23 protein-coding genes are annotated in these 23,116 nt (G+C 69.5%); 7 read left to right on the top strand and 16 right to left on the bottom strand.

Features of this window, described 5'->3' with window-relative positions; translation table 11 throughout:
- Nucleotides 1-13: 13 nt before the first annotated feature.
- The 7 genes from J0I47_RS12320 to J0I47_RS12290 all read right to left on the bottom strand — a co-directional run bounded on the left by J0I47_RS12320 (nucleotide 14) and on the right by J0I47_RS12290 (nucleotide 4,555).
- A complete protein-coding gene (locus tag J0I47_RS12320; RefSeq protein ID WP_294047278.1) occupies nucleotides 14-1,192 on the bottom strand; it encodes a peptidoglycan DD-metalloendopeptidase family protein in 1,179 nt (392 codons plus the stop codon).
- Nucleotides 1,193-1,198: 6 nt separating this feature from the next.
- A complete protein-coding gene (locus tag J0I47_RS12315; protein ID WP_294047277.1) occupies nucleotides 1,199-1,621 on the bottom strand; it encodes a 23S rRNA (pseudouridine(1915)-N(3))-methyltransferase RlmH in 423 nt (140 codons plus the stop codon).
- A gap of 53 nt (nucleotides 1,622-1,674) precedes the next feature.
- The gene (rsfS, locus tag J0I47_RS12310) at nucleotides 1,675-2,028 is read right to left on the bottom strand and encodes a ribosome silencing factor (RefSeq protein WP_294047276.1); all 354 of its coding nucleotides are present in this window, start codon (nucleotides 2,026-2,028) and stop codon (nucleotides 1,675-1,677) included.
- A 77-nt stretch (nucleotides 2,029-2,105) separates the two neighbouring features.
- Complete coding sequence (locus J0I47_RS12305; RefSeq protein ID WP_294047275.1) at nucleotides 2,106-2,720, bottom strand: nicotinate-nucleotide adenylyltransferase; 615 nt, start codon at nucleotides 2,718-2,720, stop codon at nucleotides 2,106-2,108.
- A complete protein-coding gene (locus tag J0I47_RS12300) occupies nucleotides 2,720-3,007 on the bottom strand; it encodes a type II toxin-antitoxin system RelE/ParE family toxin (RefSeq protein WP_294047274.1) in 288 nt (95 codons plus the stop codon). The genes J0I47_RS12305 and J0I47_RS12300 overlap by 1 nt, the downstream gene beginning before the upstream one ends.
- Nucleotides 3,004-3,255 carry a ribbon-helix-helix protein, CopG family gene (locus J0I47_RS12295; protein ID WP_294047273.1) on the bottom strand — a complete coding sequence of 84 codons (252 nt, stop codon included), beginning with the start codon at nucleotides 3,253-3,255 and terminating at the stop codon, nucleotides 3,004-3,006. The genes J0I47_RS12300 and J0I47_RS12295 overlap by 4 nt, the downstream gene beginning before the upstream one ends.
- Before the next feature lie 31 nt (nucleotides 3,256-3,286).
- Nucleotides 3,287-4,555 carry a glutamate-5-semialdehyde dehydrogenase gene (locus J0I47_RS12290; protein ID WP_294047533.1) on the bottom strand — a complete coding sequence of 423 codons (1,269 nt, stop codon included), beginning with the start codon at nucleotides 4,553-4,555 and terminating at the stop codon, nucleotides 3,287-3,289.
- Nucleotides 4,556-4,608: 53 nt separating this feature from the next.
- Between J0I47_RS12290 and J0I47_RS12285 the strand changes: the two genes are divergently transcribed.
- Nucleotides 4,609-5,697: a DUF3667 domain-containing protein gene (locus J0I47_RS12285; protein WP_294047272.1), complete on the top strand. Its 1,089-nt coding sequence runs from the start codon at nucleotides 4,609-4,611 to the stop codon at nucleotides 5,695-5,697.
- 63 nt (nucleotides 5,698-5,760) lie between these two features.
- Here the strand turns inward: J0I47_RS12285 and ftsH are convergent, their stop codons facing one another.
- The 6 genes from ftsH to J0I47_RS12255 all read right to left on the bottom strand — a co-directional run bounded on the left by ftsH (nucleotide 5,761) and on the right by J0I47_RS12255 (nucleotide 13,709).
- Nucleotides 5,761-7,722, bottom strand: a complete 1,962-nt coding sequence (gene ftsH, locus J0I47_RS12280) for an ATP-dependent zinc metalloprotease FtsH (RefSeq protein ID WP_294047271.1) — start codon at nucleotides 7,720-7,722, stop codon at nucleotides 5,761-5,763.
- Between the two features lie 70 nt (nucleotides 7,723-7,792).
- Nucleotides 7,793-8,779, bottom strand: coding sequence for a tRNA lysidine(34) synthetase TilS (tilS, locus tag J0I47_RS12275; protein ID WP_294047270.1), 987 nt, complete (start codon nucleotides 8,777-8,779; stop codon nucleotides 7,793-7,795).
- Entirely contained in the window at nucleotides 8,757-9,716 is a 960-nt protein-coding gene (locus J0I47_RS12270) for a hypothetical protein (protein ID WP_294047269.1), read from the bottom strand. Before J0I47_RS12270 ends, tilS begins: the two co-directional genes overlap by 23 nt.
- Before the next feature lie 56 nt (nucleotides 9,717-9,772).
- Nucleotides 9,773-10,684 (bottom strand): helix-turn-helix domain-containing protein, encoded by a 912-nt coding sequence (locus J0I47_RS12265; RefSeq protein WP_294047268.1) that lies wholly within the window; start codon nucleotides 10,682-10,684, stop codon nucleotides 9,773-9,775.
- Between the two features lie 83 nt (nucleotides 10,685-10,767).
- The gene (gene ptsP / locus J0I47_RS12260; protein WP_294047267.1) at nucleotides 10,768-13,044 is read right to left on the bottom strand and encodes a phosphoenolpyruvate--protein phosphotransferase; all 2,277 of its coding nucleotides are present in this window, start codon (nucleotides 13,042-13,044) and stop codon (nucleotides 10,768-10,770) included.
- A 101-nt stretch (nucleotides 13,045-13,145) separates the two neighbouring features.
- Nucleotides 13,146-13,709, bottom strand: a complete 564-nt coding sequence (locus J0I47_RS12255) for a hypothetical protein (protein ID WP_294047266.1) — start codon at nucleotides 13,707-13,709, stop codon at nucleotides 13,146-13,148.
- Between the two features lie 194 nt (nucleotides 13,710-13,903).
- Here J0I47_RS12255 and J0I47_RS12250 point away from each other — a divergent pair, with 194 nt between their 5' ends.
- Together J0I47_RS12250 and J0I47_RS12245 are read left to right on the top strand one after the other, a co-directional pair.
- Nucleotides 13,904-14,242, top strand: coding sequence for a helix-turn-helix transcriptional regulator (locus J0I47_RS12250; protein WP_294047265.1), 339 nt, complete (start codon nucleotides 13,904-13,906; stop codon nucleotides 14,240-14,242).
- Between the two features lies 1 nt (nucleotide 14,243).
- Entirely contained in the window at nucleotides 14,244-15,188 is a 945-nt protein-coding gene (locus tag J0I47_RS12245; RefSeq protein ID WP_294047264.1) for a hypothetical protein, read from the top strand.
- Nucleotides 15,189-15,209: 21 nt separating this feature from the next.
- Here J0I47_RS12245 and J0I47_RS12240 read toward each other — a convergent pair whose 3' ends face one another.
- Nucleotides 15,210-16,241 (bottom strand): nitronate monooxygenase, encoded by a 1,032-nt coding sequence (locus J0I47_RS12240; protein WP_294047263.1) that lies wholly within the window; start codon nucleotides 16,239-16,241, stop codon nucleotides 15,210-15,212.
- Nucleotides 16,242-16,287: 46 nt separating this feature from the next.
- Between J0I47_RS12240 and J0I47_RS12235 the strand changes: the two genes are divergently transcribed.
- Entirely contained in the window at nucleotides 16,288-16,704 is a 417-nt protein-coding gene (locus J0I47_RS12235) for a secondary thiamine-phosphate synthase enzyme YjbQ (RefSeq protein WP_294047262.1), read from the top strand.
- A gap of 47 nt (nucleotides 16,705-16,751) precedes the next feature.
- On the opposite strand, the gene J0I47_RS12230 is transcribed toward J0I47_RS12235, so the two are convergent.
- Complete coding sequence (locus J0I47_RS12230) at nucleotides 16,752-18,023, bottom strand: aspartate kinase (RefSeq protein ID WP_294047261.1); 1,272 nt, start codon at nucleotides 18,021-18,023, stop codon at nucleotides 16,752-16,754.
- Between the two features lie 53 nt (nucleotides 18,024-18,076).
- Here J0I47_RS12230 and ubiG point away from each other — a divergent pair, with 53 nt between their 5' ends.
- The 3 genes from ubiG (at nucleotide 18,077) to J0I47_RS12215 (ending at nucleotide 21,925) form a co-directional block, all read left to right on the top strand.
- Nucleotides 18,077-18,913: a bifunctional 2-polyprenyl-6-hydroxyphenol methylase/3-demethylubiquinol 3-O-methyltransferase UbiG gene (gene ubiG, locus J0I47_RS12225; RefSeq protein ID WP_294047260.1), complete on the top strand. Its 837-nt coding sequence runs from the start codon at nucleotides 18,077-18,079 to the stop codon at nucleotides 18,911-18,913.
- 61 nt (nucleotides 18,914-18,974) lie between these two features.
- On the top strand, nucleotides 18,975-20,474 hold the full coding sequence (locus J0I47_RS12220; RefSeq protein WP_294047259.1) for a hypothetical protein: 1,500 nt from the start codon (nucleotides 18,975-18,977) through the stop codon (nucleotides 20,472-20,474).
- Nucleotides 20,471-21,925, top strand: coding sequence for a glycosyltransferase family 87 protein (locus J0I47_RS12215; protein WP_294047258.1), 1,455 nt, complete (start codon nucleotides 20,471-20,473; stop codon nucleotides 21,923-21,925). Before J0I47_RS12220 ends, J0I47_RS12215 begins: the two co-directional genes overlap by 4 nt.
- Nucleotides 21,926-21,931: 6 nt before the next feature.
- Here the strand turns inward: J0I47_RS12215 and J0I47_RS12210 are convergent, their stop codons facing one another.
- The gene (locus tag J0I47_RS12210; protein WP_294047257.1) at nucleotides 21,932-23,113 is read right to left on the bottom strand and encodes a glycosyltransferase; all 1,182 of its coding nucleotides are present in this window, start codon (nucleotides 23,111-23,113) and stop codon (nucleotides 21,932-21,934) included.
- Nucleotides 23,114-23,116: the final 3 nt, after the last annotated feature.

Genomic DNA, 23,116 nt, shown 5'->3' with positions numbered 1-23,116 from the left:
GTCGCCGCGCGTTCTAGCCGGTCAGCGCGACAGGGTCCACCGCTCGACCCTTGCGGCGAAGCTCGGCGGTGATGCGGGGGGCGTCGCCGGCGGGAGCGGTGCCGATCGCGGCGCCTTGCGCGATCGACTGGCCGACGCCGACCGACACGGCGCCCAGGCCGGAGAGCAACGTCGTCCAGCCGCCGCCATGGTCGAGGATGACGACATTGCCATAGCCGCGGAACGGCCCGGCAAAGACGACGCGGCCGGCGCTCGGCGCGACGACCACGGCATTGCGGGCGACGGCGAAGGTCAGCCCGCGCGAACTGACCCCGCTGTCCGACACTTCGCCGAACCCGGTGACCAGGCGCCCGTCGACCGGCAGCCGCCACGGCGCGGAGGCCGTCGCCCACGGCAGGGCGACGGCGGCGGCATCGCCCGGACGGAGGCTCGGTCCGGGCAGGGCGGCCAGCGCGCGCGCGGTCGCGGCGCCGTCGTGCGACACTTGCATCTGGTCGACCAGGTCGCGCGCCTGTTCGCCCAGCCCGATCGCGCGGTCGCTTTCGGCGAGCGCGGTACGGCTCAGGTCCTGCGAGCGCTGGCGATGCTGCGCCTCCAGCCGCGCCAGCGCGACGCGATTGTCCTCCAGCCGGCGGCGACCGTCGCCCAGGCTCTGCGCCGCGAGCACGGCGTCGCCGCGCAGCCGGCGGCTGCGGTCGAGCGCGGAGCGCAGGCCCGCGGTGCGCGCCTGGATCAGCGGGATCGTGCTCGCCAGCACCGCGCGGACATGGACCAGATCGGCGATCGACCCCGGCTGCATCACCGCGACCGCGGTCGGGCGTTGCGCCAGCGAGCACAAGGCCGCGACCAGCCGCGTGATCGGCCCGCGCCGCTGCGCCAGCGACGTCTGCTGGTCGGCGAGCAGGCGATCGACCAGCGCGATCCGCGCGACCGCGGCGGCGATGTCGGCCTGCGCCTGGTCGATCCGCGCCGCGATCGCCCGCTCCTGCGCCTGCGCCCTGGCGGCGGCGTCGCGTTCGTTGGCGGCGGCGGTGTCGAGTTGCGCGGCACGCTGGGCGGCGGCGGCCGATTGCGCGCGCGCCGCGACCAGCCGCTGGCGCTGGTCAGCAAGGTCGGTCTGCGCATTGCCCTGCCCGGCCAGTATCGCGAGCGCGAACGGCGCGAGGGCGGCGGGGATCAGCGCGTATCGCATCGCCCGCTATCCTTCGCGGTGATACGGGTGGTTGGCAAGGATCGCGGTCGCGCGCCACAATTGCTCGGCCAGCATCGCGCGCGCCAGCATGTGCGGCCAGGTGAGGCGGCCAAACGACAGCAGGTAATCGGCCTCGGCCCGGTCGGTGGCGGAAAAGCCGTCGGCGGCACCGATCAGGAATCGCGTCTCGCGCACGCCGTCGTCGCGCCATTTGCCCAGCCGATCGGCGAAGGCGACCGATCCCGGCGTCTCCCCGGTTTCGTCGAGCATCACGATCCGCGTCTGCGGCTCGCGCGCCGGCATCCTGCCGCCCGTGTCAGGCAATTCGGTGATCCGCGTCGGCCAGGTCACGCGTTTGAGGTAGCGGTCGACCAGCTCGGCTTCGGCGGAGCGGCCGATCTTCCCGCGAGCGACGATGTGGAGGAGCATGGCTGGTGCAGCATCGGCCCGCCGCGGCAAAGCCGCGCCGTCGAACCGATGCGCTACGCGATCTGTCGGCCGGGCTCGTCGGTGTGGCGCGGTGGGACCGCGCCCTCACCGCCATCACCGAACGCCCACATCCGCTCGAGGTTGTAGAAACTCCGCACCTCCGGCCGGAACAGGTGGACGATCACGTCGCCCGCGTCGATCAGCACCCAGTCGGCCGTCGGCAGGCCCTCGATCCGGACCGGGCGGCCGGTCTCGGCCTTGATCCGCTCGGCGAGCTTCTGCGCCATCGAGGCGACCTGACGCGTCGAGCGACCGCTCGCGATCACCATGTGATCGGCGATCGACGACTTGCCGGCGAGCGGGATCGAGATCGTGTCGACCGCCTGGTCGTCGTCCAGGCTGGCCATGACGAGCCGGTGCAGCGCTTCCGCCCCTTCCGGGTCGGATGAACGGTACGCAGTGGGAGAAGAGGCCAAGAGGGTTCCTAGGTTGCGGGTGGATCGGCTGGACGGCGCAGATAACGGCGTTGCCAGCCGGGATCGGCGGCGCGCAGCCGCGTGGCAGAGGTCGGATCAGGGCGAAACCGCAACAGCACGAGGGCCGGCAATCTCCACGTCGTCCAATTCTTCGCCTGGTGCGCCGGCCGAAAGAACCGCCGCAACCAACCCATGGCGGGCACCGCCCGGGCAGCACTATCATAACCCGGCCGCGCGATCACCGCAATCGGGATCGATCGCGCGATCCGCCGCCACCCCTTCCAGCGGCTGAACGACACCAGATTGTCCTCGCCCATCAGCCAGATGAAGTCATGCTGTCGGTATAGAAGCTGCAACTTGGCGAGGGTATCGACGGTGTAGCGCGTGCCTAGCCGCTGTTCGATCGCCGAGACGCGGATCGGCGCATGCCCCGCCATCGCCCGCGCCGAGGCAAAGCGCACCGCGAACGGCGCCATGTCGGTCGCCTGGTCCTTGAGCGGATTGCCGGGGGAGACCAGCCACCACACCTCGTCCAGCCCCAGCGCCGCGATCGCCGCCAGACTGATCGCGCGATGCCCCGAATGCGCCGGATTGAACGACCCGCCGAGCAGCCCGATGCGCATCAGGGCTCGACCTGCCAATCCTCGCGCCCGTGATGGATGCGGAGGATATCGATCTGTTGGTCGAGGACGCGGTAGATCAGGATGTACATCGTCTGGGTGACGCGCCACTTGCGGGCATCGGCGCGACGGATGGCCGGTCCGGCATGCGGCATCGTCGCCAGGAACGCGGCCGCGCGTTCGATCCGTTCGGCGATCTGCTCCGCGCGCTCTTCGCTGTAGGACATCCAATAGTCGTCGATCGCCTCGAGATCGGCGATCGCTTCGTCAGACCATGTGACATCGGTCATGCGGCGCGACGGCGCCTGCGCTCACGCAAGTTGGCGAAGACTTCGTCGTGCGGCGTCAACTCGCCGCGATCGGCCGAATCGATCCCGGCCTGGATAAAAGCCATGAAATCGGCTTCGGTCTCCGCGACGCGGCGGATCGCCTCTGCGGCGAACCACGACCGGCTGCGCCCTTGCGCCGCGGCGATACGATCGACGAGCGCCAACGTATCTTCGTCCAGACGCGCGGTGATGACGGCTGTCTTGCTCATGTCATCGAATGTATACATTCGATGACGAGCGTCAAGGTCGCACCTGCCCGCTCCCCCGTCCGACCCATTTGTACGTCGTCAGACCCTCCAGCGCGACCGGGCCGCGGGCGTGAAGGCGGCCGGTGGCGATGCCGATCTCGGCGCCCAGGCCGAACTCGCCGCCGTCGGCGAATTGGGTGGAGGCATTCCACAGGACGATCGCGCTGTCGACATCGGCGAGGAAGCGTTCGGCGGCGGCGGCATCCTCGGCGATGATGGCGTCGGTGTGGTGCGAACCGTGGCGGGCGATGTGCGACAGCGCCGCGTCGAGGCCGTCGACCAGCGCGACGCTGACCACCGCGTCGAGATATTCGGTATCCCAATCGTCCGGTTCGGCCAGCGTCACGCCGGGGACGAGCCCCGCGACCAATGCGTCGCCGCGCACCGCGCAGCCCGCCGCTTGGAGCTTTTGGACCAACTGGCCGGCGGCGGGGAAATGCTTGTCGATCAGCAGCGTCTCCATCGCGCCGCACACGCCGGTCCGCCGCATCTTCGCATTGACCGCGATCGCTTCCGCCATCGCCGGATCGGCCGAGGCGTGGACATAGACATGGTTGTTGCCGTCGAGGTGCGCGAGCACCGGCACCCGCGCTTCGGCCTGGACGCGGGCGACCAGGCTCTTGCCGCCGCGCGGGACGATCATGTCGATCCCGCCCGCACTACCCAGCATCGCGCCGACCGCTGCGCGATCGGTCACGCCGACCAGCAGCACCGCATCGGCGGGCAAGCCGGCCGCCTCCAGTCCCGCCTCCAGCGCGGCGTGGATCGCGCGGTTGCTGGCGATCGCCTCGCTGCCGCCGCGCAGGATGACGGCGTTGCCGGCGCCGACGCACAAGGCGGCGGCGTCGGCGGTGACGTTGGGGCGGCTTTCGTAGATGATGCCGATCACCCCGATCGGCACGCGGACGCGCGACAATTCGAGCCCGTTGGGCCGGGTCGCGGTGTCGATGATCTGGCCGACCGGATCGGGCAGCGCCGCGATCGCTGCGACGCCATCGGCGGTGGCAGCGATCCGCGCCGGCGTCAGTTCGAGCCGGTCGAGCATCGCCGGCGACAGCCCGGCGGCGCGCGCATTCGCCATGTCGATCGCGTTGGCGGCCAGGATATCGGGCGCCGCGTCGCGGATCGCCTGCGCCATTGCCGCGAGGCCCCGCGCCTTGTCGGCCGTCGACACCGCCGCCAGCCGCCGCGCCGCGCCGCGCGCCCGCGTCACGAGCGCTGCGACCAGGGCGGCGGCATCGAGCTCGACATCGACGATCATGTCCATCGCGCACCCGGTATCATGCCGCGTGCCGCGATGCTATCGCATGGCCCATGAGCGGGGGAATGGAAGCGGCCGGCGACATCGCGACCGGCGCGTTGCTGGGTCGAGCGGTCGAACCGCGCGCGGGCGAGGACGGGCATGGGGACGCGCACGGCATCTGCCTCAATTGCGGGACCGCGCTGATCGGCGAGTTCTGCCATGCCTGCGGCCAGAACGGGCATGTCCACAAGACGTTGGGCTCGATCGGCCACGATCTGCTCCATGGCGTCTTCCATTTCGAAGGCAAGATCTGGCGGACGGTGCCGATGCTGGTCGCGCATCCGGGCAGCCTGACGCGCCGCTATGTCGACGGTGAGCGGGCGCGGTTCGTGTCGCCGCTCGCGTTGTTCCTGTTCGTCGTTTTCCTGATGTTCGCGGCGTTGCATTCGCTGGGCGGGAGCGAGTTCGACCTGGATCGCGGTCCCGCGACCAAGGCGGAGAAGCTAGCGCGGATCGATGGCGAGATCGGGGCGACGCAGGCGAAGCTCGCGCGGGCGCAGGCACGGCTGGCCAGCGGCAAGGGCGACGCCGATACGCGCGACGACATCACCGGCTACAAGGTGACGCTGACCGGCCTGCGCGCGGCACGCACCGAGGTCGCGGCCCTGGCGGGCGGCCCGGCGGCCGAGACGAAGCGCGACGCGGCGGTCGACGCGATCGACACCGGCTGGCCGGCGCTCGACGAGGGCATCAGGAAGGCGAACCGCAATCCCGACCTTGCGCTCTACAAGCTGCAGGCGTCGGCGTACAAATATAGCTGGGCGCTGATCCCGCTCTCGGTGCCGTTCGTGGCGCTGCTGTTCCTGTGGCGGCGGCGGTTCACGATGTACGATCACGCGATCTTCGTGACCTATTCGCTGGCGTTCATGATGCTGCTGGTGACGGCGGTGACCCTCGGGATGCGGATCGGGGTGCCGGGCTGGCTCTACGGCCTCGCGATCGCGTTCGCGCCGCCGGTCCACCTGTTCGCGCAACTGCGCGGTGCGTACGGGTTGCGCTGGTGGTCGGCGCTGTGGCGGACGGTCGCGCTGCTGGTGTTCAGCGCGATCACGCTGACCCTCTTCGCCGCGCTGCTACTCGGCATGGGATTGATGGAATAGCAAAAGGCCCCCGCCGCGAGGCGAGGGCCTTTCGGTGTTCGAACGACCGTTTGGCCGAACCGGTCAGGCGCCGGCGGGCGCCGGGTTGCCGAACGGTCCCTTGGGGCGCCGCGTCTTCGGGATCGAGGATCCGCTCGCCGGGATCACCGACACCGACGCGCCCGGGTCGGGGCGGCCGATATCGCCGTCGTCGAGCAGCTTCTTGATCTCCTCGCCCGACAGCGTCTCGTATTCGAGCAGCGCACCGGCCAGCAGGTGGAGCTGGTCGAGATGCTCCTTGAGCACGTCGCGCGCACGCTTGAGACCACCCTCGACGATCGACTTGATCTCGCTGTCGATCAGCTCGGCGGTCTTGTTCGACATGCGCGCCGGCTGCGACGACGAATAGCCCAGGAACGATTCGCCCTCGGGCTGCGCGTATTCGACCGGACCGACCTTGTCCGACATGCCCCATTTGGTGACCATGTCGCGGGCCAGGCCCGTCGCCATCTGGATGTCGCCCGACGCGCCGCTCGACACCTTGTCGTAGCCGAAGATCACTTCCTCGGCGACGCGGCCGCCCATCGCGACGGCCAGGTTCGCGTACATCTTGTCGCGGTGATAGCTGTACGAATCGCGTTCGGGCAGGCGCATCACCATGCCCAGCGCGCGGCCGCGCGGGATGATCGTCGCCTTGTGGATCGGGTCGCTGGCGGGCTCGTGGACGCTGACGATCGCGTGGCCGGCCTCGTGATAGGCGGTCATCCGCTTCTCGTCGTCGGTCATCACCATCGAACGCCGCTCGGCGCCCATCATGACCTTGTCCTTGGCTTCCTCGAACTCGGCGGCGGCGACCAGGCGCTTGCCCTTGCGCGCGGCCATCAGCGCGGCCTCGTTGACCAGGTTCGACAAATCGGCGCCGGAGAAGCCCGGCGTGCCGCGCGCGATCGTGCGCGCGTCGACATCGGGCGCCAGCGGCACCTTCTTCATATGGACCTGCAGGATCTTAATGCGGCCCTCGATATCCGGACGCGGCACCACGACCTGGCGGTCGAAGCGGCCCGGCCGCAGCAGCGCAGGGTCGAGCACGTCGGGGCGGTTGGTCGCGGCGATGATGATGATGCCTTCGTTCGCCTCGAACCCGTCCATCTCGACCAGCAACTGGTTGAGCGTCTGCTCGCGCTCGTCGTTACCGTTGCCGAGCCCGGCGCCGCGATGACGGCCGACCGCGTCGATCTCGTCGATGAAGACGATGCACGGCGCCGACTTCTTGGCCTGTTCGAACATGTCGCGCACGCGGCTGGCGCCGACGCCGACGAACATCTCGACGAAGTCCGAGCCGGAGATGGTGAAGAACGGCACGCCGGCCTCGCCCGCGATCGCGCGTGCGAGCAGCGTCTTGCCGGTGCCGGGCGAGCCGACCAGCAGCGCGCCCTTCGGGATCTTGCCGCCCAGCCGCGCGAATTTCGAGGGGTCCTTCAGGAACTCGACGATCTCCTGCAATTCCTCGCGCGCCTCGTCGATGCCGGCGACGTCGTCGAACGTCACCTTGCCGTGCTTCTCGGTCAGCATCTTCGCGCGGCTCTTGCCGAAGCCCATCGCGCCCGACCCACTCGATTTCTGCATCTGGCGCAGCACGAAGAACGCGATCGCCAGCATCAGGATGAACGGCAGCGACTGGACGATCAGATATTGCCAGATCGACGGGCTTTCCTCGGGCTTGACGACGACGTCGACATTGCCGGCCTTCAGCTGCGGGTACATTTGCGGGTCGGCGACGGTCGGCAGGTTGGTGCGGAACGTGCTGCCGTCCTTCAACGTGCCGGTCGCGACGGTGCCCGCAATCTCGACGCGGTTGATCCCGCCGGCCTGCACCTGGTTGAGGAACGACGTGTAGGACAGGGTCTTGCCCGTCGTCTGGCCACCCTTTTCGTTGACCAGCGTCACCAGCAGCGCGAGCGCCACCAGGATACCGAGCCAGATCACCAGGCTCTTCACCCAATTGTTGCCGTTCGCATCGGGACCGGGCTTGTCGTTATCGTTCATCACGTACCTTCGCGTACTTCTCGCCGCTTTAGATAAGCGACCAACCCTTAATGGCAATGCAACGGCGCGATCATGCCGTCCGCCGCGGCGGTGCGAGCGAAAAGCGCCATAGCATCGCTGTCGAATCCCCAGCCTGAACCTTAGCTGAAATCCCGGCGATCGTCACGTCGCGGCCGGCATCGAGCGACTGTACCGCGCGCGCGACGGCGCCGCCGCGCGGCTCGGCATCGGGGGCGAGGTGGCGGACGCAGCGCTCGACCAGCCGCCGCCTGAGTTCGAACGGCAGGTCGTCGGGGCGAAGCGTGGCGGACGATTCGTCGAACGCGCAGCGGTCGCCGGCCAGGCGATCGACCGTCCAGCCGATCGCTTCCTCGGCATCGGCCAGCGCGGCGGCGCTCATCGCCCAACGGTCGACGTCGAGCCAGCCGGTGCCGGCCAGCGCCTTGCGCAACCGCGCGCGGTCGAAGCGGTCGCTGACGTTGCTCGGGTCGTCGACGGGTACGATGCCGGCCTCCGCGACCACCGCCGCCAGTTCCGCCTTGCGCCAGCCGAGCAGCGGCCGGATCACACGCCCGCTCGAACCGCGCACCCCCGCCAGCCCGGCGATCCCGGCACCGCGATTGAGCCGCATTACCAGCGTCTCGACCTGATCGTCGGCATGGTGCGCGGTCGCGATTCGGTCGGCGCCGACGCGGTCGGCCTCGGCGGCGAGCAGGGCGTAGCGGAACAGCCGCGCGCGGGCGGACAGGTTGGCGGTGCGCCCGGCGCGGTCGGGCAGCGGGCCGGTCAGGATCGCGTGGGGGATGCCGCGGGTCGCGCAGAGCCGGGCGACCCAGCGCGCCTCCTTACCCGATTCGTCGCGCAGTCCGTGATCGACCGTCGCCGCCACGCACCGTTCGCCGAACACGGCGTGGGCGAGCAGCAGCAGCGCGACGCTGTCGGGGCCGCCCGACACCGCGACCAGCACGCGCGCATCGGGCGCGGCCAGCGCGGCGACGTCGCGCGCGAACCGCGCAGTCGCGTCGCGGTTCAGCTCACTTGCATTTGTAGGTGGCACGGCCCCGCGTCACGTCGGCCTTCTGCGCCGGAGTCAGCTTGTCGCCATAGACCTCGCCGACTTCCTTGTAGACCTGGCAGATGTCGGCGGCCGGCCGCTTCATCACGGTCAGCGCCCTGGCGAGGTTGAGCAGGCTTTCCGACGCGCGATCGCCGTCGGGCAGCTTGGAATAATTGTCGTAGAATTCCTGCGCCGCATCCTTGGGGCGATTGTCGTCGAGCAGGACGAGGCCGAGCACGTTGCGCGCGCGGCTGACCAGGCGATGCTTGGGGAAGCGCGTGTCGAACTTGTCGAGCTGCGCCTCCGCCTCGGGATACAGCCCGGCCTTCCACAGGCGATAACCGTAATTGTAGGCGTACAGCCCCTTGTCGGCGGCGTCCGCGCCGGTCGGCTTCGCCACGGCGGCGACGCGGTCGGCCCGCTCGGGATCGGCGGCCGGCCTGGTCTTGGTCGGCGTCGCGGTGCGCGGCGGGGTCGCGCTGGGCGGCGTGTCGCCATCGGCCTCGCCGGGCGCGAGCGGAGCGGCGGTCGTCGGCGTCGTCGCGGCGGGACGCGCTTCGAGTTGCGCCAGCCGGGCATCGGTCGCACGGCGATAGGCGGCGAAATCGGCTTCGAGCTGGCCCAGACGATGCTCGGCGGTCTCGACCCGGTTGGTCAGCCCCTGCGTCGCGCGCTCGATCACCGCGACGCGCGCGTCCAGATCGGCGAGCGGCGCGGTCGCCGGCGTGCCAGCGACGGCGGTCGTCGGATCGGCCGGCCCGATCTCGGGCTGGACCAGCGGCCCGCCATTCTGCCGCGTCAGCACGCGCTCGACCGTGTTCATCCGCTTTTCGAGCTGCGTCACGCGCGCGTCGAGCGGATAGCCGGTATTCTGCGCGGCGGCCGGCGCACCCGCCAGCAGCACCCCCGCGACAAGAGCCAGTCCCAACCTACGCATACCCGATCCCCGACCGTCCATTCGCTGCGCGATCTACCCCGGATCGAATCGCGGCGCTAGGGTGTCGCCGAGGGCGCCGGGGCGGGAATGTCGGCCGGCGCGGTCGCCATGTCCGGCGTCGTGCGCTCGACCGGGGCGGCGGTGCGACGGGCCAGGGGCGTGACGCTGGGCACGGGCGCCGGACTTGCCGCCGCCGTGCCGCGCGAAAGCAGGGCCGCCGCGCTGATCGGCACGTCCTTCAACGCGCGCTTGCCGTCGCCGAGCGGGGGCACCGCCGAGCCGTTGACGGTAATCTGCAGCTTCTCGGGCTTGGCCGTGTTAATCATCGGATGGTCGGCATCGGCCGGCACGTCGTAGCGCTCGCCCGCCTTCAATTCCTTCATCAGCAGCGTCTTGCCGTTGGCGTCGTAGACGCGCAGCCACACCGTATCGGTCGCCACCAGCGAGACCTGGCCGCCACCGACGGGGGTCGGCGCCGGCGTCGGGCTGGGCTCGGTCGCGATCGTCGTCGATGCGGTCGGCGCATCGGCGGGCGTGCTGCCCGATCCGCGGATCAGCCCGGTGCCGTAATAGACGACCACGCCGACCACGACGACCAGCGCGATGATCGCCGCCACCGTGGCAAGCCCGCGCGACGGCAGCCGCTTGGGATCGGTCGGCTCGTAGACGCTATAGTCGGTGGTGTTGGCGAGCGGCAGGTTCGGGCTCTGCCGCACCGCGTTCGCGATCGCCTTGTCGTCCAGGCCCACCGCGCGCGCATACGACCGCGCGAACCCGATCGCGTAGGTGGGCGAGGGGATCGCGTCGTAGCGGCCGTCCTCGATCGCCTCGAGATGCCGGATCGGCACGCGCGTGCGATCGGCGACGTCGGCCAACGTCAACTTCTGGGCCTCGCGCGCCTCGCGCAATTGCTCGCCGACGCTCTTGGTGAACAATGCGCCCTGCTCGGGTGCCGATTCGTCGTTCATTTCGCTCTCCGGCGACCTCTAATACAGGCCTTCTCCGATCGCTTGGCCAAGGTCAACGTGCGGTTGGTCATCGCATCGCCGATTCACGCCAATTCGACGCCGTTCGTCGTCGCCCATTCGGTCAGCGCACCGCGCATGTCGCGGGGCGGGTGCGCCAGCAGCCCGGTGACGAACGAGGTCGCCGCACCCTGGTCGAGGCTGCGGATCATCGCCTTGATCGGGCCGACCGCCGCCGGGGTGATCGACAGCCGGTGGATGCCGAGCGCGACCAGCGTCATCGCCTCCAGCGGCCGCCCGCCCATCTCGCCGCACACGGTCAGGTCGACGTTCGCCGCGCGGCACGGCGCCACCACCTTCGCCAGGAAGCGCAGGATCGACGGGCTCAGCCAGTCGTAGCGCTCGGCGAGCTTGGGATTGGCGCGATCGGCGGCGAACAGGAACTGGGTCAGGTCGTTGGTCCCGACTGACAAGAACTGGATGTCGGGCAGCAGCAGGTCAAGCTGTTCGGCCAGCGCCGGTACTTCGAGCATCGCACCGTAGCGGATGTCGGTCGGCAGCCGCTTGCCGCGCGCGCCGAGCCAGTCGCGCTGCGCCTCGAACAGCGCCTTGGCCTCGGCGAACTCCCACGCCTCGCTGACCATCGGGAACATGACGTTCAGCGTGCGCCCGCCGGCGGCCTCGATCAGCGCGCGCGCCTGCGCCTTCATCAATCCGTCGCGTTCGAGCGCGAGCCGCAGCGCGCGCCAGCCCATCGCCGGATTCTCCTCGTCCTCGTCATGTGCGTTCAGGTACGGCAGCGCCTTGTCGCCGCCGATATCGACCGTGCGGAACGTGACCGGCTTGTCCCCCGCCGCGTCGAGCACGTCGCGATAGAGCCGCAACTGGCGCTCGCGCTGCGGCAGCGTCGCCGAGACGAGGAACTGGAATTCGGTGCGGAACAGGCCGATGCCGTCGGCCCCCGTCACGTCGATCGCGGCGACGTCGTCGCGCAGGCCGGCATTGACCATCAGCGTCAGCCGCGTGCCGTCCTTCGTGGTCGGCGGCTCGGCACGCAAAGCGGCATAAGCCGCACGGCGCTTCTGGCGCAGCACCAGCTTCGCGTCGAACGCCTCCTCCATCGCCGACGACGGGCGGACCAGCACCGTCCCGGCATCGGTCACGTCGAGCAGCAGCAGGTCGCCGTCGCCGATATGCTGGCGCACCCCGCGCACGCGGCCCAGCACCGGCACGCCCATCGCCCGCGCGACGATCGTGACGTGCGCGGTCAGCGACCCCTCCTCCAGGATCACGCCCTTCAGCCGGCGGCGGTCATATTCGAGCAGTTCGGCCGGCCCCAGGTTGCGCGCGATCAGGATCGTGTCCTGCCGCAGTCCCATCTGCGCCGCCGTGCCCATCTGGCCCGACACGATCCGCAGCAAGCGGTTGGACAGGTCCTCCAGGTCGTGCATGCGATCCTGCAACAGCGGATCGCCGATCTGGCGCATCCGCATCCGCGTGCGCTGCTGAACGCGCTCGATCGCGGCCTCGGCGGTCAGGCCGGAGTCGATCGCCTCGTTGATCCGCCGGCTCCAGCCTTCGTCATAGGCGAACATCTTGTAGGTCGCGATGACCTCTTCATGTTCGCCGCCGACGCCGAACTCGGCCTGCGCCGCTATCCGGTCGATCTGCTCGCGCATCTTGTCGAACGCGGCATAGACGCGGTGCCGCTCGGCCTCGGTATCCTCGGCGACGGTGTGTTCGATCGTGATGCGCGGTTGGTGATAGACGGCGTGGCCGATCCCCATCCCCTCGACCAGCTTCTGCCCGTCGAGCCGGACGGTGGCGGTCGATTGCGGGCGCGCGGTCGGGTCGCCGCGCTGGTCGACCAGGCCGGCATGCGCGATCAATTCCGACAGCACCATGGCGACGGTCTGCAACGCCTCGATCTCGACATCCTCGTACTTGCGCGGGTCCTGGTGCTGGACCGCGAGCACGCCGATCGCCTGTTCGCGGCGGATGATCGGCACGCCGGCGAAGCTGTGGAACTCGTCCTCACCGGTTTCCGGACGATAGGCGAAGTCGGGATGCGCGGCCGCCTCGTCGAGGTTCAGCGTCTCGACGTTCTTGGCGATGGTGCCGACCAGCCCCTCGCCCATCGCCAGCTTGGTGACGTGGACCGCGGCCTGGTCCAGCCCTTGCGTCGCGTAGAGTTCGAGCAGCCCCTCGCGCAGCAGGTAGATCGAGCACACTTCGCTATCGAGCGAAGTGGCGATGATGCGCACCACGGCGTCGAGCTTGGCCTGCGGGCTCGACCGCGCCGCCATCACCTCATGGAGGTTGACGAGGATCGCTCGAGCGGACGCGGCGGCGGTGACGGCCATCCGCGATTCGCTAGCAGGTTGGCGGCGGCGGCGCGAGGCCACCGCCATCTTAAAATCCGTTGGAAATGCGCATCGGCGCAATTCCAACGAAGCCTAAATCGTCAGTGAATGACGCCTGGTGCGATCGACACGGCGGCGGACACCGCGACGACCGCGCTCGGCACGGGATTCGCGGCGATCTGGTCGGACGGCGTCGGCCAGAACGGCTGTTCAAGCTGCGGCAACGCCGCCTCGGCGAAGGCGGGCAGGTCGCTCGGCGGAACGGACGCGATGCGCGCCAGCACGTCCTTCGCCACCGCGCAGAACTGCCCCTGCGCGGCCGGCTGCGCGAAGAAGTTGTAGAGTTGCGTCATCGCATGTTCGCGCGCGCTTTCCCACTTGGCGCCGAACTGCACCTTGTAGCGCGCGTCGACGACGGCGTTGGCGGTGTCGAACACGGCGTCGTCGCGGTGGAGCATGTCGTTATAGGCGGCGACCGTCGCCGCTTCGTCGCCGTCGCGACAGCCGAGCGCGGCGACGTTGAGCGCGGACCGCAGATGCCACACCTTTTCGAGCGGCGGCAACTCAGTGGTCGCGACCGCCGGGCGAAAGCTTTGCGCGGCGGCCGGCGGCGCGACGAACGCACCCGAGACAAGGACAGGCAGCAGGATAGTCAATTTACGCATGATACACCCCCGGAAAACGCCACCCCGATGCGGCGTTGGCGGGAAGGTCACCCCGACGCGGCCAACAACTCCTTCAAAAGATGGATTAACTTTCCACTCACGACGATAGCGATCGCGCAGGTCGAACGCCCGCTTGACGACTCACATAGTGTGTGACACACAGTGTGCATCACACACTATGTGAGAAACAGGTCGTGCCCGATGACGATATCTTCGAGAAGCTGCGCGTCGAGCTGCGGCGCGGGTCGCTGATCGTGGCGGTGCTGGGGGCGTTGCGCGAGGAACGCTACGGCTACACGTTGCGCCAGACGCTCGAGGATGCCGGCCTGCCGATCGACGAGGGCGCGCTGTACCCGTTGCTGCGCCGGCTCGAGGCGCAGGGGCTGCTGACCAGCGAATGGCGCGAGGACGCCAAGCGGACCAAGCGCTTCTACCGCCTGTCCCCCGCCGGCATGGAAACGCTCGCCCGCCTGCTCGCCGAATGGAACGCGATCTCCGCATCGATCGTGCGCATTGCCGAAAAGGACCAGTGAGATGGAACTGCTCGAACGCTATCTGGCGGCGGTGCGCCGCAACCTGCCCGCGACGCAGAGCGACGACATCGTCGCCGAACTGCGCGAGGAACTGCTCGACCGCGCCGACGCCGAGGAAGCGCGCACCGGCCATGTCGACTGGAGCGCGCTGCTGCGGCGAAACGGGCATCCGCTGGTCGTGGCGGGGCGCTATCGCGCGCACCAGTCGCTGATCGGGCCGGAACTCTATCCCTTCTACCTCTATTCGCTGCGGCTGTTCGGCGGGCTCGCCTTGCTCGGCGTCGCGTTCGCGTCGGCGATCGGGGCGGCGACGCACCCGGACGATATCGGGCATCTCGTCGTCCGGTTCCTCGGCTCGCTCTGGTGGGCGACGGCGACCGTGGTCGGGACGACGACGATCGTCTTCGCCCTGATCGAGCGCTATGGCGGCATGTCGAAGCACTTCCAGGACTGGCGGCCCGAGGACCTGCCCGACGCCGATCGCGAGCAGCAGCCCGGGCGGTGGGAAGGACCGATCGAGACGGTGCTGACGGCGATCGTGCTGCTGTGGTGGATCGGCGTGGTGCCGACGCCGTGGGCGATGGGCAATGCCAGCTTCCGCATCGCGGCGGGGCCGGTCTGGCAGCAACTCTACTGGCCGATCCTCGTCCTGATCGCGGCACGGCTGGTGCACAATCTGGTCGCGTGGCTGCGCCCGCACTGGCGCTCGTGGCGGATGCTGCTCGCGATCGCGACGACGGCGGGGGCGATCGTGCTGGCCGTGATCGTCTATCGCGCCGGACAGTGGCTGACGGTGGTGCCGATCGGCGCGCCGACCGCCGACACGGCGGACCTGCAACGCAGCATCGAACTCGCGGTCCGGATCGGCATCGCCGTGGCGGCCGTGGTGTGGACGATTAAGGGCGTGCAGGAACTGTTGCGCTGGCGGCGCGACGGCCGACGCTGAGGCGAGCGGAGCGCGCGCGGATCAGGCCGCGCGCTTCTCCAGCGCGTGGGCGGCCTCGTCCATCAACTGCGCGATGATCGCGGCGACCGGCTCTTCCGTCGTCACCATGCCGACCGACTGTCCGGCCATCAGGCTGCCATGCTCGACATCGCCGTCGATCACCGCACGGCGCAGCGCGCCCGCCCAGTAATGCTCGATCTGCAACTGCGCCTCGGCCATCGCGACGGAGCCTTCATCCAGCGCCTGCGCCACTTCGCGCTGCTTGACGGTGAACAGGTCGGAACCGGCATTCTTCAGCGCGCGGACCGGGATCACCGGCAGGCGCGGGTCGATCTGCACGCTGGCCACTGCGTCGCGGGCATTGGCGCGCAGAAACGCCTTCTTGAAATTGGGATGCGCGATCGATTCGGTCGCGCAGACGAACCGCGTGCCGAGCTGGACGCCCGCCGCGCCCATGTCGAGATACCCCGCGATCGCCTCGCCCCGGCCGATCCCGCCGGCGACGAACACCGGCACGTCGGCGGCGACCTCGGGCAGGATTTCCTGCGCCAGCACGCTGGTCGAGACCGGGCCGATATGCCCGCCGGCCTCCATCCCCTCGACCACCAGCGCGTCGACGCCCGAGCGGATCAGCTTCTTCGCGAGGCTGAGCGCAGGCGCGAAGCAGATCACCTTCGCGCCGGTTTCCTTGATCGCCTCCAGCGACCCCTTGGGCGGCAGGCCCCCGGCGAGCACGACGTGGGTCACGCGATGTTTCGCGCACACCGCGATCAGGTCGAACAGCTGCGGGTGCATGGTGATGAGGTTGACGCCGAACGGCTTCGTCGTCAGCGCCTTGGTCCCGGCGATCTCGGCATCGAGCAGGTCGGGGGTCATCGCGCCGCACGCGATCAGTCCGAACCCGCCGGCATTGGACATCGCCGCGACCAAGTTGCGCTCGCTGACCCAGGACATCGCGCCGCACAGGATCGCGACCTCCGAGCCCAGGAATTCCACCCCGCGCGCCATCCGCCGGGCCAGGCGCTCCGCGCCGATCGATGTGTTTGCCGTCATGCCGCCGTGCCTAGCGTCGCTCGCGGGTTTGGGGCAAGCCCACGCCATGCGCCAATCGTCCCACGAACTCGTCGTCGCCACGCCGGAGCAAGGATTGCACGATTGTACGGAGGCGGTGACACGCTGGGTCGGCGAGAGCGGGATCGCGACCGGCCTGCTGACGCTGTTCGTGCGCCACACCTCGTGCTCGCTGCTGATCCAGGAGAATGCGGCGCCGGCCGCGCGCCGCGACCTCGAACGCTATTTCGCGAGCGTCGCGCCCGAATCGCGCGGCTACGAGCATGACGACGAGGGGCCGGACGACATGCCCGCGCATCTGCGCGCGGCGCTCACCGCGACCAGCCTGTCGATCCCCGTCGCGAACGGCCGCCCGGTGCTCGGCACGTGGCAGGGCATCTACCTGTTCGAACACCGCCGCGCGGCGCACCGCCGGCGGATCGCGCTCCACCTGATCGGCGACTGACCGTTATTGCGCGGAGCGTACGTCGCTACGCCCGCAAGGACGGGCGCTCAGGCGGCTTCCTCGGCGTCCAGCCCGTAGGCGGTGTGGAGTACGCGGACGGCGAGTTCGGTTTCGTCCTCGTGGATCAGCACGCTGACCTTGATCTCGCTGGTCGAGATCGCCTGGATGTTGATCCCGCGCTGGCCCAGCGTCGTGAACATCGTCGAGGCGACGCCGGCATGGCTCTTCATGCCGACCCCGACCACGCTGATCTTGGCGACGCGGGTGTCGTGGATCAGCTCGTCGAACCCGATCTTGTCGCGCGCATCGTTCAGCGCCTGGATCGTCCGCGCGAGATCCACTGCCGGGACGGTGAAGGTGACGTCGGTCGATCCGGCGCGCCCCTGCGACTGGTGCGCGATGTTCTGGATAATCATGTCGACGTTGATCCCCGCCGTCGCCAGCGGCTCGAAGATCGCGGCGACCGAGCCCGGCGTGTCGCTGACGCTGGTCAGCGTGATCTTCGCCTCGTTCTTGTCGTGCGCGATGCCGGTGATGAGCTGTCGCTCCATTTCGTCGATCTCCTCTTCGCCAACGATCATCGTGCCCGGTAACGTGTCCGCCATCGGCGCATCGTCGGCGACGAACGACGACAGCACCTGGACGCGGACGTTTTCTTTCATGGCCAGGCCCACCGACCGCGTCTGGAGCACTTTCGCCCCGACGCTCGCGAGCTCGAGCATTTCCTCGTACGTCACCTGGCGCAGCTTGCGCGCGCGCGGGACGATGCGCGGGTCGGTGGTATAGACGCCGTCGACGTCGGTGTAGATGTCGCAGCGGTCGGCCTTCATCGCCGCCGCCACCGCGACCGCCGAGGTGTCCGACCCGCCGCGCCCGAGCGTGGACACGCGATCGTTATCGGCGACGCCCTGAAAGCCGGGGATCACCGCGACTTCGCCGCTCGCCAGTGCGGCGTCGAGCGCGACCGTGTCGATCTCCTCGATCCGGGCGGAGGCATGCGCGGCGCTGGTATGGATCGGCAGTTGCCAGCCGAGCCAGCTCCGCGCCGGCACCCCGATCGCCTGGAGCGCGATCGCGAGCAGCCCGCTCGTCACTTGCTCGCCCGACGAGACCACGACGTCATATTCGCGCGGGTCGTACAGCGACGACGCCTCGCGGCAGAAATTGACCAGCCGGTCGGTGTCGCCGGCCATCGCCGACACCACGACGGCGACCTGGTTGCCCGCCTCGACCTCGCGCTTCACGCGGCGCGCGACGGTACGGATACGCTCGATGCCGGCCATCGAAGTGCCGCCGAATTTCATGACGATCCGGGCCATGGCGGGAGAGGAAGTCCTTTGGATTGATGCGGCGCGCCTGATAGGGAGCGGTCATGGATGACGCAACCGTAACGTCCGCAACTATCGATCGAGCTGTTGCGAAGATCGACACGACGATCGATCGAGCTGTTGCGAAGATCGACACGACGATCGATCGAGCTGTTGCGAAGATCGAAACGACGATCGATCCGTCGGAGGCGGAGCATTTCGGCAAGCTGGCGAAGGACTGGTGGGACCCCAGGGGATCGTCGGCGATGCTCCATCGGCTCAACCCGCCGCGGTTGCGCTACGTCCGTGACCAGATCGACCGCCACTGGCAGGGCGACGGCGTCGGTTTCACGCCGCTGGCCGGCAAGCGCGCGCTCGATGTCGGGTGCGGGGCGGGGCTGCTGTGCGAGCCGCTGGCGCGACTGGGCGCGGCGGTCACCGGGATCGATGCGGCGGCGGAGAATGTCGCGGTGGCGCGGGCGCATGCGGCCGACAGCGGACTCGCGATCGACTATCGCGCCGGCGGGATCGAGGCGGTGGGGAACGAGGTGTTCGACCTCGTTACCTCGATGGAAGTGATCGAGCATGTCGTCGATCCGGCCGCCTTCGTCGCCGGGCTGGCGCGCGCGCTGGCGCCCGATGGCCTGCTGATCCTGTCGACGCCCAACCGCACCGCGCTGTCGCGGCTGGCGATGATTACGGTCGGCGAGGGCACCGGTATGATCCCGCGCGGCACGCACGATTGGGACAAGTTCCTGACGCCCGACGAGCTGACCGCTCTGGTCGAGGCGGCGGGCTTGCGCGTGACCGACACGGCGGGGCTCGGTTTCTCGCCGGGCAAGGGATTCCATGTCGGCGAGGATGTGCGGCTCGACTATTTCCTGACCGCGGTCCACGGCTGACGGGCGCGTCCGCCATGTCGCGCGTTGCTGGCCCGCGCGGCGGCTGGTAGCAGCAGCGCCCGTGACGCTTCCCGCCTTTCTCAGCCCCGTCGCGCGGCTGCCGCGATGGAGCCAGTTGCTGCTCGTCGCGATCGTGCTGCGCGCGATCACCTTCGGCGATCCGATCGTCCATGTCGACGAGAGCTTCTACTTCACGACCGCGCGCGCGATGGTCGACGGGGCGCTGCCCTATGTCGACGTGTGGGATCGCAAGCCGGTCGGGCTGTTCCTGCTATACCTGCCGGCGGCGGCGTTGGGCGTGCCGCTGGGGATCTGGGTGTACCAGGCGATGGCGCTGGCGGCGGCGACCGCGACCGCGGCGATGGTCGCGCGCCTGGCCGATCGCGCCGGGTGGCGGCGCGGGGCGCTGGTCGCGGGGATCGCCTATCTCGCCTGGCTCGACATGCTGGAGGGGCAAGGCGGGCAGGCGCCGGTTTTCTACAATTTGCTGATGATCGCCGCCGCCGCACTGATCGCGCCGGGCGAGCGCGACGAGGCGGCGAGCGCGCGATTGGGGCGCGGCGTCGGCGCGATGGCGCTGGTCGGCGTCGCGCTCCAGATCAAATATTCGGTCGTGTTCGAGGGGCTGTTCTTCGGCCTGTGGTGGATGTGGCGGGAGCGGCGGCTCGGCAACCCTGTCGTCCGGATCTTCGCAGGCGCGGCGCTCCTCGCGATCGTCGCCTTGCTCCCGACCGCGCTGGCGTACGGCTATTATGCCTGGATCGGGCAGGCGCCGGCGTTCGTCTATGCCAATTTCCGGTCGATCGGGCAGCGTCAGGCCGACCCATTGCTCGAGCAACTGGGCAATCTGGGCGAGATCGTGCTCATCACCTCGCCATTGTTCGCCGCGGCGATCCTGTCGTTCCGGCGCGGCGAGCGGACGGCGCTACGGACCTGGCTGTTCGCGTGGCTGGGTGCGGCGACGTTCGGCGTGCTGATCTTCGGCACCTGGTTCGATCATTACGCCCTACCGCTGATCGCGCCGCTGTGCATCTGCGGCGCCGGGTTCGCCGACGATCCGCGGCGCGCGCGCCTGACCGTGCCGATCGCGCTCGGGCTGGCGCTGGTCGTGGGCCTCACCACCACGGTGCGCAAATGGGCGACTCGCGGCACCGCCACCGAGTTCGCGCGGATCGCCGACGCGGTCGGGCGCGGGCCGGGGTGCCTCTACGTCTATTCGGGCGACGGCGACGTGATGCTCTATCCCTATACCGGGCGCTGCCACCCGTCGCGCTACGTCTTCCCCAGCCATCTGGGGCGGACACGCGAGCGCGGGGCGATCGGCGTCGACCAGCAGGCCGAGATCGACCGCATCCTCGACGGCAAGCCCGCGATCGTGGTGATGCGCACGCCCTATTCGGGCGAACGCAGCGACCTGCGCGCGCTGGTGATCGAGCGGATGGCGCGCGACTATCGCCTGAGCGAGCAATTGCCGCAGGGGAGCGACAGCATCTCGGTGTTCACGCTCAAGCGGCCGTCGCCGATGCCGGCCGCCGACGACGGCGGATCACCGCCGCCGTGACGGCCGCCGCCGATCCGGCGATGCTGCCGCGCCCGGCATGGTGGGCGCGGCCGTCGTGGCGCTTGCTGATGCTGGTCGCCATCGTCGCCCGCTGGCTGTCGTTCGGCAATCCGGTGATCCAGGTCGACGAGGAATTCTATTACGCGACGGCCCACGCCATGTGGCACGGCGCGCTGCCGTTCGTCGACGTGTGGGACAGGAAGCCGATCGGGCTGTTCCTCGTCTACATGCCGGCGGCGTGGTTGCCGTTCGGCTGGGGCGTGACCGCCTATCAGGTGCTGGCGCTCGCGTCGCTGGTCGCGACCGCACGACTGATCGCGGCGATGGCCGCGCGGGTGGGGTGGCAGGCGGGAGCGCTGGCCGCGGCGATCGCCTATCTGCTGTGGCCCGATCTGCTCAACGGCGTCGGCGGGCAGGCGCCGATCTTCTACAATCTGCCGATGGCGGCGGCCGGGGCGCTGATCGTGCTCGCCGAGCGATCCTCACGCCCGCGCCGGCTCGGTATCGCGGCGATGGCATTGGTCGGGATCGCGCTGCAGATCAAGTATTCGGCGGTGTTCGAGGGGGTGTTCTTCGGGCTGTGGCTGCTGTGGCGCGATTCGCGGAAGCGGTCGCTGGCGAGCACGGCCGGATACGGCGTGGCGCTGGTCGCGGTGGCGCTGGCGCCGACACTGCTGGCACTGATTGTCTATGTCGCGCTCGGGCATGGCGACGCGTTCGTGTTCGCCAATTTCGGCTGGCTCGGGCACCGTAACGGCGATCCCTGGCCGGGGATGCTCGGCAATCTCGGCACGCTGGTGCTGATCCTGTCGCCGCTGGTCGCGATGGCGCTGGCGGGAAGCGGCGAGGCGGATGCTGGGCAAGCAGTCGAACGGCGGTTCCTGCGGTTCTGGCTGGTCGCGGCGTTGGTCGGCGTCGCGGTCTTCGGGACGTGGTTCGACCATTATGGCCTGCCCGTGCTGGTGCCGGGCGCGGCCGGCGCCGCCGGGTTCCTCGGCCGACCAAGGGTGCGACGAGCATTTGGCCCGGCGATCCTGCTGATCGTCGCGATCGGCGGACAGGTCACCGTCGCGATCAACCGCCACAATCGCGGCAACGCGGCGCAGTTCGATGCGCTGGCGACATTGGTCGGGCGTGGCCTGGGCGGCCTCTACGTCTATTCGGGGACGACGATGCTCTATCCGGCGACGGGTCGGCCGGCTTTGTCGCGCTACCTCGTGCCGGCGCACCTCAACCGCGTCCGCGAAGACGGTGCGTCCGGCGTCGATCAGGCCGTAGAGGTGCGCCGGATCATGGCGGCCGGCCCGGCGGTCGTGGTGATGCGGCCGCCGTTCCGCGGCGAACGGCCCGACATCCGCGCGACGGTGCTGGCGATGCTGTTGCGCGAGGGCTATCGCCGCGTCGCGGTCACGCCGATGGGGCAGGAAGCCATCAGCATCTACCAGCGGTGAACGCGGTCAGGCGGCGAGCCGGTCGGTCCGGGCGTCGATACGCGCTCGATAATATTCGATCAGATCGGCGGCATGTTCGCGATCCGTCCGAACGCGCGTCGCCGCGACGATGGCGGCCTTGCGCAGGATCGCCGGCTCTCGGGCGAACAGCCGCTCGATCGCCCGCGCCGCGTCGAGGGCGTTGCGCGGAGCGTAGGTCTCGCTGGTCAGCGGGTCGGCGACTTCGGCGCAGCCGCCGCTGCTCGGCACGATCAGCGGCAGGCCCGACGCCATCGCCTCCGACGGCACCAGCCCGAACGGCTCGGCTTCCGATCCGTGGATCAGCGCGTCGCAGCTCGCCATGATCCGCGCGAGTTCGGGGCGCTGATAGACCGGGCGGAACATCTTGATATGCGGACTGCCGGCGATGCGCCGCTCGATCCGGTGGCTCTGCGGGCCGGTGCCGAGCAGCATCAGCCCGACCGGGATGCGCTCGCCCGCGCGCTCGACGGCGTCGATCACCATCGGCCAGCGCTTCTCGCCATGATGCCGCCCCATCCCGAGCAGCAGGTGTGCCTCGGGCGACAGGCCAAGCTGGCGCAGCATCGCCGCGCGCAGCCGCTCGTCGCGGAGTTGGGGCGAGAAATGGCTGCGCTCGATCCCCAGCGTCATCGCCGCGTCGACTCGCACGCCACGCCGCGCCAGCCGCTTCTGCAACGCTGGCCCGTTGGTCACCACGGTGTCGTAGAGCGACAGGAAGCGGTTCATGTAGCGCGCATAGATCGCGCACCGGTCCTCGATCGCCTCCGGGCTCGCCAGTCCCTCAAGCCAGCGCATCGGATAGGCGGCGATATTGTCGTTGTGCATGAAGAACGACTTCAGCGCGCGCCCCTGCCAGCGGCCGACGATCCAGGCCGGGCGCCACGGCGACGACGCCTCGACCACGTCGGGGTCGAGCTCGTCGAGCAGCCGCCAGATCGGCTCGTAGCGCCAGAACACGCCGTAATTCTTGTCGAACGGCATGCCCGGCGATTTGACGAAGACGATCCGGCCGCCGCCCATCCGCTCCTCGACCCGGTCTTCGGTGCCGCAGGCGACGCAGATCAGCTCGTGGCCCATCTCGGCCATGATCGCCATCTTGCGATCGATATAGGTACGGACGCCGCCGCCGGTCGGGGAATAGAATTCGTTGACGTCGACGATCCGCAACCG

The sequence above is a fragment of the Sphingomonas sp. genome (assembly GCF_017304635.1).
GTDB lineage: Bacteria > Pseudomonadota > Alphaproteobacteria > Sphingomonadales > Sphingomonadaceae > Sphingomonas.
The sequence above is the reverse complement of the archived record's forward strand: the minus strand, read 5'-3'. Positions and strand labels throughout refer to the sequence as shown.